Below are 12,425 nucleotides of genomic sequence, written 5' to 3' on the forward strand. Positions count from 1 at the left end.
CTCATGGCCCCGGCAGAGACCAACCCGATGAAGCTCCTCGTCCTCGCCATCGCCGCCCTCGCGGCCGTCGCCATCGCGGCGGCGACCGAGGATGCCGATGCGCAGGAACTCTCCCCCAAGGACGCAGACGCGGCCGCCGCCCTGATCGCGGCCACCCGCGCTGCGCCTGTCCGCGCGCCGCAGGCCCATGCCGCCTTCTCTCCCCGCTACGACGGCGACAAGCCCGTCCGCATCCGCGGCGTCGCCCAGACCAGCGTCGACGCCCCCCTGGGCGACGACGCCACCGGCTCGCTCGGGTTCATGTGCGGCCTCAAACCCGGCGCCGAGAAGTACGGCGTGGCCGCCGCCCGCGGCTACGACGAGACCGGCCGCTTCGTCGGCGCCAAGCTGCGCGTCGCCTTCAGGTAGGCGCGCGCCCACTCACCTCTCTGAACGTCATGGACAGCCGTGGGACAAGGCCGGCCATGACGTCCTGAAGGGTGGAGCTTTCGCCCGCCTACTTCTCGGTCAGGTTCCAGACGCCGTCCCAGTCGTCGGGCGGCGGGGCCTTGGCCAGCAGGCGGCAGCGCTCGACATAGACCTGAGCCGGCCCGTCGTCGGGATAGAGCCTCAGCGCCTCCGAGAACGCCTTGCCTGCCGCCTTCCAGTCGCGCGCCCGGTAGGCCTTGATGCCCACCGCATGCAGTTCCAGCAGATCGCCCAGCAGCGGCTCGCCCGCCCGGTAGCCGAGCGACTCGTACACCGCGACCGGCCGGTCCTTGCCTTTCACCCGGATCAGGTCCAGCTCGCGCAGGATCGCCGGCTTGGTCAGCTCGCGCACCGTGAATTCCGACAGCAGGATCTTGGCGCCGTAGGGCTTGGTCGTGCCTTCGAGCCGCGAGGCCAGGTTCACCGTGTCGCCGATCACCGTGTAGTCCAGGCGCCGCACCGAGCCGATGTTGCCCACGACCGTCGGGCCCGTCGAAAATCCGATGCCGATGTCCAGCGGCTCGCCGCCCACCGCCGCGCGCCGCTCGTTCAGCACCGCCAGCCGCGCCATCATGTCGTTGGCAGCCGCCAGCGCGTTGTCGGCGTCGTTCGGCCCGACGATGGGCGCGCCGAACAGCGCCATGATCCCGTCGCCCATGTACTTGTCGAGAATGCCGCCGTGCTGGAAGATCACGTCGACCATCTCGGTGAAGTAGTCGTTCAGCAGCGAGACCGTGTCCCGCGGCCCCAGCGCCTCGGCGATGGTGGTGAAGCGGCGGATGTCCGAGAACATCACCGTCACCTTCTGCTCGGTCCCGCCCAGTTCCAGCTCGCCGGCCGACAGAAGCTGGTCGGCCACCTCCTTCGACATGTAGCGGCTCATGGTCGAACGGACGCGCTTCTCTTCGGTGATATCCTCCAGGACGATCATCGAGCCGATCTGCTCCTGGTTCGAATCCATCAGCGGCAGGGTCGTCAGGTTGACCGACGCCGTCGTTCCGTCGCCATCCGGCCCTCCGCGCGTCAGCTCGGCGTCCACCGCCAGGTGCGTCTCCCCGGTGGCCAGCGTCTTGGCCAGGCTCTCCGAGATCCAGTGGTTGGCGCCCTGGAACAGCTCCCATGACGGCCGGTCGATCACCGTCTCGCGCGCCAGCCCCAGCAACGCCAGCGCCGGGTCGTTGGCCGTCACGACCTTCGCCTCGGCGTCCACGGTGACGATGCCGTTCGACGTACTCTGCAGGATGCTCTCGTTGTAGTTCTTGATGGAGAGCACGTCGTCGAAGAGCTTGGCGTTCTCCAGGCTGACGGCGATCTGGGCGGCGAAGGCCTTCAGCCGCGCCTCGTCCTTGGCCGAGAACGTGCCGCCCTTCTTGTTCAGCGCCTGGGCCACCCCGATGCGCGCACCCGCCTTGTTGGTCACCGGGACGCAGAGGATCGAGCGCGTGCGGAACCCCGTGCGCTTGTCGACCTCCTGGTTGAAGCGCGGGTCGGCGTAGGCGTCGGGGATGTTCTCGGTCCGGCCGCTGGTGAAGACGGCGCCCGCGATACCCGCGCCGGTGGGCGCCCGGATCTGCACCTTCTCCAACCCGTCGGCGTACAGGCTGAACAGTTCGTCGGTCTTGTCGTCGTAGACGAACAGCGAGGCCCGCTCGGCGTTCAGCAGGTCGGTGGTCGCCGTCATGATCCGGCCGATCAGCGCCTCCAGCAGCAGTTCGCCCGCGAGGTCCTGCGTGACTTCCAGCAGCCGCTGCTCCTCGCGCAGGCTGTCCAGCATCAGGCCGAAGCCGCGGTTGATGTCGGCGTACTCGTCGGTGGTCAGCACCTCGACCTTGGCGTCGTCCAGGTCGCCCCGCTCGACCTGGCGCATGGCCTCCACCAGCCGCGCCGCCGAGTTCGAGACCTCGCGCGCCGTCAGGATCGCCATCGAGATCGCGCCCACGATGCACACCGCCACGACGCCGCTGGCCCAGATGTACATCGACGTCATCTCGTTCGCCGGCACGACGAACCCGTGCGCCTTCAGCACCCGGTCGAACTTGAACAGGAACGACACCGCGCTGAACACGAGCGGCAGCGACGACACGAAGATGGCCAGGAACAGCACCTTGTTCCTGAGCGGCACCGAGATCAGGTCCTTCGCCTGTTCCGCCGGGATCGGCCCGCCCAGCTCGCGCGACAGACGGATGGCGATCGGCTCGATCGCCTTGGAGACCGCGAAAAACTCGAAGATCGCGTGCGCCGGCGAGGCGAAGACGAAGATCATCGTGCCGAGTGCGATCAGTTGCCAGCCGGCGATGCCCGCGTGGAACACGGTGTTCGCGGTCCAGATCACGCCGATCAGCGCGAAGGTCGCCGCAGGGCCGTGCAGGGTCGTCACCCGCACCGCCGAGATCTGCGGGAGGTTCAGCGCGCGCACCAGCGCCGCCCCCAGCACCTCGTCGCTCGGCCGCACCCCGCGGTCCAGCGCGCTCAGCACCGGCGCCAGCGGCCTCAGGTGCCGGTTGATCACGTAGAAGTCGATCGACGTGAAGAACGCCGTCCCGAGCGGCACGCCCGACCAGAAGATCAGCCACTGGTAGGCCGTGAACTCCAGCCCCAGCAGGCCCAGCAGCAGCGTCACCGACACCGCCACGCCCGTCGCGAGCGAGTAGATGAAGATCAGCCGCCAGAACAGCGCGCGCCCGCTGTCGACCGCCGGTGCGGCCGCCGCGGCGCGTCGGTCGGCTGGACGAAGCGGCGGTGAGGCGTTCACCGCGCTGGCATCCGTGCGACGGCTGACGGACCGCCCATCATCGCCCCCTGACTCTCCCCGACGCAGGCAGCTTACCTTCGCATTTCGCCCGGGACCAGCCGACGCGGCGCAACCGGGCGACGAGCGGTCAATCCTCCAGCGCCGCGATGAGCTTGCCCACCGTGTTCCAGTTGCGCGCCGTGCCACGCACCTTCAGCCGCCGCTCCATCACCACGTTCGACAGCTTCGACGTCCCCGCCCCCCGCGGGAAGAAGACGTAGAGACAGCCCGGCCCCGGCCGAACCTCCTCGCCGAACGCGCACGCGCTCTCCAGCGTCTCCAGCCCCGCCTGCGGCGCCCCGCTCAGGAACACCGCCATCAGCCGCGACGGCTCGTCCGCCGCCTGCCGCGGGAACGGATTGGCGGCTGCTACCGCCTTCAACTGCTCCGGGTCCCGCACCATCACCTCCGAGAACAACCCGAACGCCCCCTCGATAACCCTCTCCAGCCGCCGCTCCGCCTCCGCCGCCGAAAGCTCCGTCCCGAACAGGATGTTCCCGCTCGCCAGCAACGTCCGAGGCTCATGAAACCCCGCCCCCGCCGCTGCCTCCCGCAACCGCGCCATCTCCACCTTCCGCCCGCCCACGTTCACGGCCCTGAGCAACCCGGCATAGCGCTTCATCGGCATCTCCCCGACGCGCCGCAGGCGCCGTCATCCAAACCACCAGGAACACGAAGAATACCAAGGCGCGACCACACAAGAGGCCCGCGAAGCGGCGCTTTCCGACGCAAGCACCGCGGAACACGCGAATGGCGCGGAAGGCGCCGACAGCGTTTTCCGCGTTCTTCCGCGCCTTCCGCGGTTCCAGGATGACTGCGGAGGCCCGAAGAGAGGGCGTGGCGCCCCTGCGTGCCCTTCGTGTCCTTCGTGGTTGAACCCCGCAGCGCCTAAGTCTCCGCCAGCGCCCCGCGTTCCCATTCCAGGAACTCCGGCGTCGCCAGCAGGCGCGCGACGTATCCGCCGCAGCGCCCGTCGTCGCCGTAGTCCGAGAGCCTGATCCCGTACGTCCGGATCCGCGTCGCGACCGGCGTGTAGAAGGCGTCCGCGATCGACCAGTCGCCCGCCAGGAACGGCCCGCCGAAGCGGCCCAGCATGTCGCTCCACAGCGCCACCAAGCGGCGCACGTTGGCCTGCGTCGCCTCCGACAGCTCCACGGCCCGCGCCGGCTCGTCCAGCGCCATCGGGCACTCGCCGCGCAGCGACTGGAAGCCCGAGTGCATCTCCGCCGCCGCCGCGCGCGCCATCGCCCGCGCCGCCGGATCGGCCGGCCACAGCCCCGGCGCCTTCTCGGCGAGGTACTCGCTGATCGCCAGCGAGTCCCACACCACCAGGTCCCCGTCCTTCAGCACCGGCACCAGCCCGCTCGGCGAATGCTGCCGGATCCGGTCGGCCGAGACGTTGTTCTCCTGCCGAAGCTCCACCAGCGTCTCGGTGAACGCCAGCCCCGCGCGCCTCAGCACCAGCCACGGCCGGAGCGACCACGTCGACCACCGCTTCGTCCCGATCACCAGTTCCACGGCGCTCTCCCGACCCTGCGCGGCCCATGCCCCGAAGGCATGTCGCGGCGCTGAAACACTTCGACTATTGCGGCCCTCGCCGCGGCGCCATCTTAGTTCTGCTCAACGATAAATCGAGGAAAGCTCATCTGATGTCCGAGGCCGCCCCCGCCCCCGAAGGGCTCACGACCTCGAATACGGCACAGGTCGGCGCAGCGCCGGAAACCCCCCTCGTCTCGGCCGGATTCCGCAGCTACGCGCTGGTGGTCCTGCTGCTGGTCTACACGGTGAACTTCCTCGACCGGCAGATCGTCTCGATCCTGGCCGAGCCCATCAAGAACGAGCTTTCGATCTCCGACACCCAGCTCGGCCTGCTGACCGGCCTGGCGTTCGGCATCATCTACTGCGGCTTCGGCCTGCCGCTGGCCCGCCTCGCCGACCGGTTCAACCGCGTCTGGATCATCTCGGGCTCGCTCGCCGTCTGGAGCGCCTGCACCGTCCTCTGCGGCCGCGCCACCAACTACGCCACCCTCGTCGCCGCGCGCATGGGCGTGGGCCTGGGCGAGGCCGGCTGCACGCCGACCGCGCATGCGCTCATCGCCGACTACGTGCCGAAGGAGAAGCGCGCCTCGGCCCTCGCCTTCTTCTCGATGGGCACGCCGCTGGGGGGCCTGCTGGGCCTCGCCATGGGCGGCCTCATCGCCGACGCCTACGGCTGGCGCACGGCCTTCCTCGTGGCCGGCCTGCCCGGCCTCATCCTCGCCATTCTCTGCTTCTTCACGCTGAAGGAGCCGCGCAACGCGATGGCCGCCGCCGCGCGCCAGGCGCACGCCTCCAGCCAGATGGGCTTCACCGCCACCTGCAAGTACCTCGCCGCCAAGCGGACCTTCTGGCTGCTGGCTTTCGGCGCGGCCATCAAGGCCTTCATCGGCTATGGCCACTCGCCCTTCACCGCCTCGTTCTTCCTGCGCAACCACGGTCCCGAGATCGCCCAGCTCGCCGGTCAGTTCGGGCTGAAGCCCATCGGCTTCATGGGCCTCGCCCTCGGCCTGATCGCCGGCATCTTCGGCACCGCCTCGAGCTGGCTGGGCGGCGCCATCGCCGACAAGTACGGCGCCCGCGACCTGCGGGCCTACGGTTCGGTCCCGGCCATCGCCAGCCTGCTGGTCATCCCCTGCTACTACGTCGCCTACACGGCCGACTCGGCGATCCTGGCGCTCAGCTTCCTGGTGCCGATCGCCCTGCTGGGCTCGCTCTGGTATGGCCCCGTCTACGCCTCGGCCCAGTCCCTGGTGCCCGCCAACATGCGCGCCACCTCGGCCTCGATCGTGCTGTTCATCATCAACATGGTGGGCCTGGGCGGCGGCGCCCTGGTGGTCGGCGCGCTCAGCGACTGGTTCAACTACGGCTGGGGCCTCGGCAAGGCCGACGGAATCCGCTGGGCGCTCTTCGTCTCGGCCTGCTTCGGCCTGATCAGCGCCGTGCTCTTCTGGGTCGCCCGCACCCGGATTCGCGACGAGATGGTGAGCTGACCGCCGACCACGGCTAAGCTGGCGTCATGTTCGACGCCTACGTCCGCGACCATGCCCACTGGAACCCGCGCGCGCCGGCGGTGATCTCGCCCGGCCGCACGGCCGGCTACGCCGAGTTCGACGCCGACATCGACCGCTGCGGCGCGGCGCTGGCCGAGTTCGGCGTCACGCCCGCCATCGGCGTCGTCTCCGTGCTGGTCGACGATCCCTACCTGCTGCTGCTGGTGCTGGCCGCGCTGGCCCGCCTGGGCGTGGTCTCCTCGCCCTACAACGACGACGCGGCCGACCTTCGCCTCACCGACGCCGGCGGCGCCGCGCCCAGGCCGCCGGCGAGGTTCCTCACCCGCGAGTGGCAGGCCGCCATGTTCGCGCGCGCGGCGACGCCGCTCCCGCAGCTCGACCTCGATCCAACCGCCACCGGCCGCGTGATGCTCTCGTCGGGCACCACGCAGGCGCCGCGCCGCCTGCCGCTCTCCTGGCGTCGCCTCGGGATCGGCAACCACGCGACCCTGCACAGCTATCTCCACGGCCGCGTCGGGACCTGCATCCCGCTGCTGGGCGTCGACGCCATGATGGGCTTCTCGCTGCTGATGGGCGCCTGGAGCATCGGCGCCGCGCTGACCGGCGGCGTGACGCTCGAGGACCTGCCCGGCCGGCTCGAACGGCTGCCGCCCGGGGTGCTCTCGCTCACCCCCGCCCAGTTGCGCCAGCTCCTGGCCATCCTGCCCCCCGGCTTCCAGCCTCAGCCCGGCTGGCGCGTGGCCTGCGGCGGCTCGCTGCTGCCGCCCGCGCTGGCCCGCGAGGCGCGCCTGCGCCTTACCCCGGACATCCGCGTCATCTACGGCGCGACGGAGGCCGGGCTCTCGCTCGTCGGCGATGCCGCGGACCTCGAGGCGTTTCCGGGCGCGGTGGGCTACCCGCCCGCCGGCGCGATCGTCGAGATCGTCGGGGACGACGGCGTCCCGCTTCCGCCCGGCGAGCCCGGTCACCTGCGCGTGCGCGGCGACCGGATGCTGAGCGGTTATCTCGGCGACCCGAAAGCCACGGCCGAGCGGTTCCGCGACGGCTGGTTCATCACCGGCGACGTCGCCCGCCGGCTCGCCGACGGCCGCGTCGTCCTGGAGGGCCGCGCCGACGACCGCATGAACCTCGGCGGCCTCAAGGTGATGCCCGCCGCCATTGAGGAGCCGGCGCTCGAGTGCCCGGGCGTCCTCGACGCCGCCTGTTTCGCCGTGCCCGGCCCCGACGGCCTCGACCGCGCCTGGCTCGCCGTCGCCACGGTTCCCGGCTTCGACCGCGACAGCCTGCTCGCCCACCTGGCGACGTATCCCGCCATCCCTGTGCCCAGCTTCGCCTGGACCGAGGAGATCCCGCGCAACGACATGGGCAAGGTCGATCGCAACCGGCTGCGCGAAGCCGTCCTCGGCGCGCTGGCCGCCCGGCCCGACGCGCCTCCGGCCGGCGGCTAGCCCGGATGTTCGACGGCTACATCCGCGACGGCGCCGCGTGGCGTCCGCGCACGCCGGCCCTGATCCTCCCAGGCGGCCCGGGCCATCCGTTCAGGCCCGTCGCCTACGCCCGCTTCGACGCCGACATCGACCGCTTCAGCCGCTTCCTCGCGACCGGCCCCGGTCTCGCCCCCGGTCAGGGCGCCGTCTCGCTCGCCGTCACCGATCCCTACATCAACCGCGTCGCGCTCTGCGCGCTGGCCCGGCTCGGCGTGGCCTCCGCCCCGCACGACGACCCGGCCGCCGCGCACCGCCTCGCCTACCCGCCCGCCTCCGGCGCCGGCGACCCGCCGTCGCCGAGCGCGGCCGGCCCGCAGACGATCGCCCTCACCCGCGAGCAGGTCGCCGCCGTCCTCGCGGCCCCTTGCGAGCCGCTCCCGCGCCTCGCTCCCGACCCGGACGCCCTCGTGCGCGTCCAGCTCTCGTCCGGCACCACGGCGGCGCCCAAGCGCGTCGGCTACACCTGGGGCCGGCTCGAGGCCGCCACCCTCACCGCCGTCCGTGTCTACGGTCCCGGCAAGCTCGGCGTCTGGGTCCCGATGACCGGCCCGGACAGCCTCATGGGCTTCGGCCTCTCCGTGGCCGCCTGGGCGGTGGGCGCCGCCGTCGCCAGCGGCGTCACGCTCGAGACCCTGCCCGCCCTCATCGAGGCCCACGACCAGGGCGTCTGCGTCCTCACCCCCATCCAGCTCCGCAACCTCCTCACCTGGCTCCCGCACGGCTTCCGGCCGCGGCCCGGCTGGCGGCTGCAGGTCGGGGGCTCGGCCCTGCCCGCGGCGCTCGCCCGCGAGGCGATGCTGCGTATCACTCCCGACGTCTGGCACGGATACGGCGCGACCGAGTCCAACCGCGTCGCCGCGGGCCCCGCCGCCGCGCTCGCCGACACCCCGGGCGCCGTCGGCCACGTTCCCGCCTCCGCGCTGGTCACCATCGAAGACGACGACGGCCGCCCGTTGCCCGACGGCCAGTCGGGAGAGGTCGTCGTCCGCTCCACCCGAACGGCGCCCGGCTATCTCGACGACCCGGCCGCCACCGCCGCCCGCTTCGACCCCGCCGCCAACAGCTACCGCACGGGCGACCTCGGCCGACGCCTTGCCGATGGCCGCCTCGTCATCGAGGGCCGCCTCGACGAGCGCATGAACCTCGGCGGCAGGAAGTTCATGCCCCAGCGCCTCGAAGCCCCCGCCCTGGAGGTCGAGGGCGTGCTCGACGCCGCCTGCTTCGCCGCGCCCGGCGACGACGGCCTCGATCAGGCCTGGCTCGCCGTCACCGCCGCCCCGGGCTTCGATCGCGGCCGGCTCGTGCGCCATCTCGCCACGGTGGCCGACCTTCCCCCGCTCCGCCTCGCCTGGACCGACGAGATCCCCCGGAACGCCATGGGCAAGGTCGACCGGGCCCTGCTCCGCGACCGCCTCCTCAGCGCCCGCCAGAAGCCGTGACGCGCCGCGACCCTACGGCAGCCCCCCTACCGTCTTTTCGAAACGCCAGCTAACGTCCGCGCCGACAGGGGCGACCCGCCGGGCGGGTGAGTCGAAGCGGGGAATGCGCGTCACATGAGTTCATCGGCCACCACCTCCGGCGCGCCCGCCTACTCCACGTCCTACCGCAACGCGGTGCTGTGGCTGCTGGTGCTGGCGTACACGTTCAACTTCATCGACCGGACGATCATCTCCACCATCGGCCAGGCGATCAAAGTCGACCTGAAGCTCAGCGACCAGCAACTGGGCTGGCTGGGCGGGCTGTCGTTCGCGCTGCTCTACACGGCGCTGGGGATCCCCATCGCGCGGCTGGCCGAGCGGACGAGCCGGGTGAACATCATCTCCATCGCCATCGTCATCTGGAGCGCGTTCACCGCGCTCTGCGGCACGGCGACGACCTACGTCCACCTGCTCCTCTTCCGCGTCGGCGTGGGCGTGGGCGAGGCGGGCCTCAGCCCGCCCGCGCACTCGCTGATCAGCGACTACTTCGAGCCGAAGAAGCGGGCCTCGGCGCTGTCGATCTACGCCTTCGGCATTCCGCTCGGCAGCATGTTCGGGGCGATGGCGGGCGGCTGGATCGCCGAGAACCTGTCTTGGCAGGCGGCCTTCATGGCGGTGGGGGTCCCGGGCCTCCTGGTCGCAATATCCATCAAGCTCTTCGTCAAGGAGCCGCCGCGCGGCTGGGCCGACCGGCAGGTCCTGGCCGACGAGCCACCCGCATCGCTGGGCCAGGAGGCTTCGGAAGCCGGCGCGCCGACCGATCTGCCTGCGGCCCCGCCCTCGATCCTCGCGGTCGGCAAGCGCCTCTTCGGAAGCTGGGGCATGTTCCACATGATCGCCGGCATCACCATGGCGAGCTTCGCCGGCTACGGGACCGGAAACTACGCGCCGGCCTACTTCGTGCGCGAGTTCGGGCTGGGGCTGGCGGTCGTGGGCGTGGTGGGCGGCCTCGTGGCGGGCGTCTCGAACGGCGCCGGCACGCTGCTGGGCGGCTTCCTGACCGATTGGGCGTCGAAGCGCTCGCTGCGCTGGTACGCGCTCGTGCCGGCGATCGGCCTCATCCTGGCCACGCCGATCTACATCTACGCCTACACCCGCGAGAGCTGGCAACTGGCCTACGCCATCCTGCTGATCCCCGGGGTGCTGCACTACACCTACCTCGGCCCGACGTTCGGGGTGGTGCAGAACGCCATGGACACGCGCATGCGCGCCACCGCCGTGGCGCTGATGTTCTTCGTGCTGAACCTGATCGCGCTCGGCTTCGGTCCCCCCTTCTGCGGCTGGTGCATCGACCAGTTCGCGCGCGCGGCCTTCACGGCCAAGGGGATGGCGGGCGACTTCCTGACGGCCTGCCCCGGCGGCTCGGCGCCGGCGGGGTCGTCGGCCGAGCTCGCGGCGGCCTGCAAGGCGGCCATGAACGAGGGCACCCGCTCGGGCATCGTCTCGAACCTGCTGATCTACGCCTGGGCCGGGGTTCACTACCTTCTGGCCGCCATCACGCTGCCGCGCGACATCGCCCGCGCGCAGGCGGCCAAGGTGAGCTGAGCGGGAGGCCGCACAAAAATCTCGTCAGCCGAGCTTCGCACCGCAACCAACCGCAACTGCGGCGAGTTGTTGGCAATGTCGGGGGCCGCACATTGTATTGAGTGGGGCTGACATATGCATCGGAGCTTCGGGCTCGCCACCTTTGCCGCCGCGGCGTGCGCGATCTGCGCCGGTCCGGCCGCCGAGGCCGCCACCGTGCTTTCCGTCAATCCGTCGAGCCTCTGCGCGACGACGGGCTGCTTCAGCGAGACCCAGCGCGTCTACCAGCGCACCTGGTCGGCGGGCGACTTCCAGGGCGGCGCCTCGATCGCCGCGCTGGCCCTGGACCGCAACCTGCTGGGGACCATGCAGGACTACGCCGTCCGCGTGAGCTTCCAGAACGCCGCGGGCGACACCATCGGCAGTTGGGGCGCCTTCACCGTCGCGGTCCTGTCCGGCCAGGTGGTGGTCCTGGGCGGAAAGTCGTTCGACTGGGACGACTCGATGGGCGCGCTGACCCTGAACCTCGAACTCCTGATCCCCGAGAAGGGCGGCGGCGGCGGCTTCTTCGCGGGCGGCGGCAGCGGCGGCGGCAGCCTCTCGGGCGACCTCGGCGCGTGGGCCGGCAGCGGCCCGCAGGCCTTCGGCGGAGGCCTTGCGGCCCCCGGCATGCCCCCCGGCCTCACCCCCGCGGACGTCCTCCCCGCAGCCAACGCGGTGCCAGAGCCGGGCGCCTGGGCCCTGATGGTCGCGGGGTTCCTGGGCGCCGGGTCCGCACTGCGCCGCGCCCGGCGGCTGGCGCCACTTAGGGTATAGTTAATTTTCGCTTAGCGGGAGAATGGTGCTCGCGCCAGCGGGGCGAGTGCTTGCGGCTCCACCTATGGTCGCGCTTGTTTGTCCATGACTCGACAAATGGGTGCGGACACATGCGCGGGCTCGACAGGACGATTTTGGCGGCGATCGGGGCGCTTTCCCTGACCGTCGCCGCTGCGCCGGCAGGCGCGGCGACGGTGAACGCCGGCTGGACCGAGGCCTGCGGCGCGACCAACTGCTTCGACCAGGGCTCCTTCACGCACACCTGGTCGGCGGCGGGCGCGGGCGGCCCGATCACCGTGAGCCAACTGGCGCTCGCGCGGTCGATCCTCGGCGACCTGGACGGCGAGACCTTCCGCCTCTCGTTCCAGATCGACGGCCAGGAGATCGGAACCTGGGGCAGCTACACCATGGGCGGCATCGCCGGTGACGAACTGAACTTCTGGGGCGAGAACTTCACCTGGAACCCCGAGGACGGCGACCTGACGCTGGTGCTCGAGATCTTCGTGCCGGAAACGGGCGGCGGCGGGGGCTTCTTCCAGGCCTTCAATGCGCAATCCGGCCCGGACGGGGATGGCCCGAACGCCGGCGGCCCCGACAACGGCGGTCAAGGCTTCGATGGCGGCGACCCGGGACAGCAGCCCTCCGACCTCGGCCCCGGCCCCAGCGCCGCCGTGCCCGAGCCGGCCGCCTGGGCCCTGATGATCGGCGGCTTCGGCATGGCGGGGGCGATGTTCCGCCGTCGCCGCGCTGTCGCCGCCTGAGGCGATCGGCCTCGCGTTCGTAAGAGGTTGACTTGGGCGGGGCGTCGCAT

General features: G+C 71.3%; 10 protein-coding genes. 7 read left to right on the plus strand and 3 right to left on the minus strand.

The features are described from left to right. Positions 1-27: 27 nt before the first annotated feature. Entirely contained in the window at positions 28-408 is a 381-nt protein-coding gene (locus JNL41_RS00795; RefSeq protein ID WP_293472252.1) for a hypothetical protein, read from the plus strand. A gap of 88 nt (positions 409-496) precedes the next feature. Here the strand turns inward: JNL41_RS00795 and JNL41_RS00800 are convergent, their stop codons facing one another. From JNL41_RS00800 to JNL41_RS00810, 3 genes are all read right to left on the minus strand, one after another. Beyond that, positions 497-3,220, minus strand: a complete 2,724-nt coding sequence (locus tag JNL41_RS00800; RefSeq protein ID WP_293472254.1) for an adenylate/guanylate cyclase domain-containing protein — start codon at positions 3,218-3,220, stop codon at positions 497-499. A gap of 127 nt (positions 3,221-3,347) precedes the next feature. Further along, positions 3,348-3,881, minus strand: coding sequence for a DUF1697 domain-containing protein (locus tag JNL41_RS00805; protein ID WP_293472256.1), 534 nt, complete (start codon positions 3,879-3,881; stop codon positions 3,348-3,350). 266 nt (positions 3,882-4,147) lie between these two features. Then, positions 4,148-4,777 (minus strand): glutathione S-transferase family protein, encoded by a 630-nt coding sequence (locus JNL41_RS00810; protein WP_293472258.1) that lies wholly within the window; start codon positions 4,775-4,777, stop codon positions 4,148-4,150. A gap of 131 nt (positions 4,778-4,908) precedes the next feature. Between JNL41_RS00810 and JNL41_RS00815 the strand changes: the two genes are divergently transcribed. From JNL41_RS00815 to JNL41_RS00840, 6 genes are all read left to right on the plus strand, one after another. Further along, positions 4,909-6,288, plus strand: coding sequence for an MFS transporter (locus tag JNL41_RS00815; protein WP_293472260.1), 1,380 nt, complete (start codon positions 4,909-4,911; stop codon positions 6,286-6,288). Between the two features lie 26 nt (positions 6,289-6,314). Beyond that, complete coding sequence (locus JNL41_RS00820; protein WP_293472262.1) at positions 6,315-7,757, plus strand: class I adenylate-forming enzyme family protein; 1,443 nt, start codon at positions 6,315-6,317, stop codon at positions 7,755-7,757. A gap of 5 nt (positions 7,758-7,762) precedes the next feature. Beyond that, a complete protein-coding gene (locus JNL41_RS00825; RefSeq protein WP_293472264.1) occupies positions 7,763-9,235 on the plus strand; it encodes a class I adenylate-forming enzyme family protein in 1,473 nt (490 codons plus the stop codon). A gap of 114 nt (positions 9,236-9,349) precedes the next feature. Beyond that, complete coding sequence (locus JNL41_RS00830) at positions 9,350-10,819, plus strand: MFS transporter (protein ID WP_293472266.1); 1,470 nt, start codon at positions 9,350-9,352, stop codon at positions 10,817-10,819. Between the two features lie 114 nt (positions 10,820-10,933). Then, a complete protein-coding gene (locus JNL41_RS00835) occupies positions 10,934-11,614 on the plus strand; it encodes a PEP-CTERM sorting domain-containing protein (RefSeq protein ID WP_293472267.1) in 681 nt (226 codons plus the stop codon). Positions 11,615-11,724: 110 nt separating this feature from the next. Then, the gene (locus JNL41_RS00840) at positions 11,725-12,375 is read left to right on the plus strand and encodes a PEPxxWA-CTERM sorting domain-containing protein (protein ID WP_293472268.1); all 651 of its coding nucleotides are present in this window, start codon (positions 11,725-11,727) and stop codon (positions 12,373-12,375) included. The last annotated feature ends 50 nt before the right edge of the window (positions 12,376-12,425 follow it).

Source organism: Phenylobacterium sp. (assembly GCF_016793285.1).
In the GTDB taxonomy this organism is placed as follows: domain Bacteria; phylum Pseudomonadota; class Alphaproteobacteria; order Caulobacterales; family Caulobacteraceae; genus Phenylobacterium.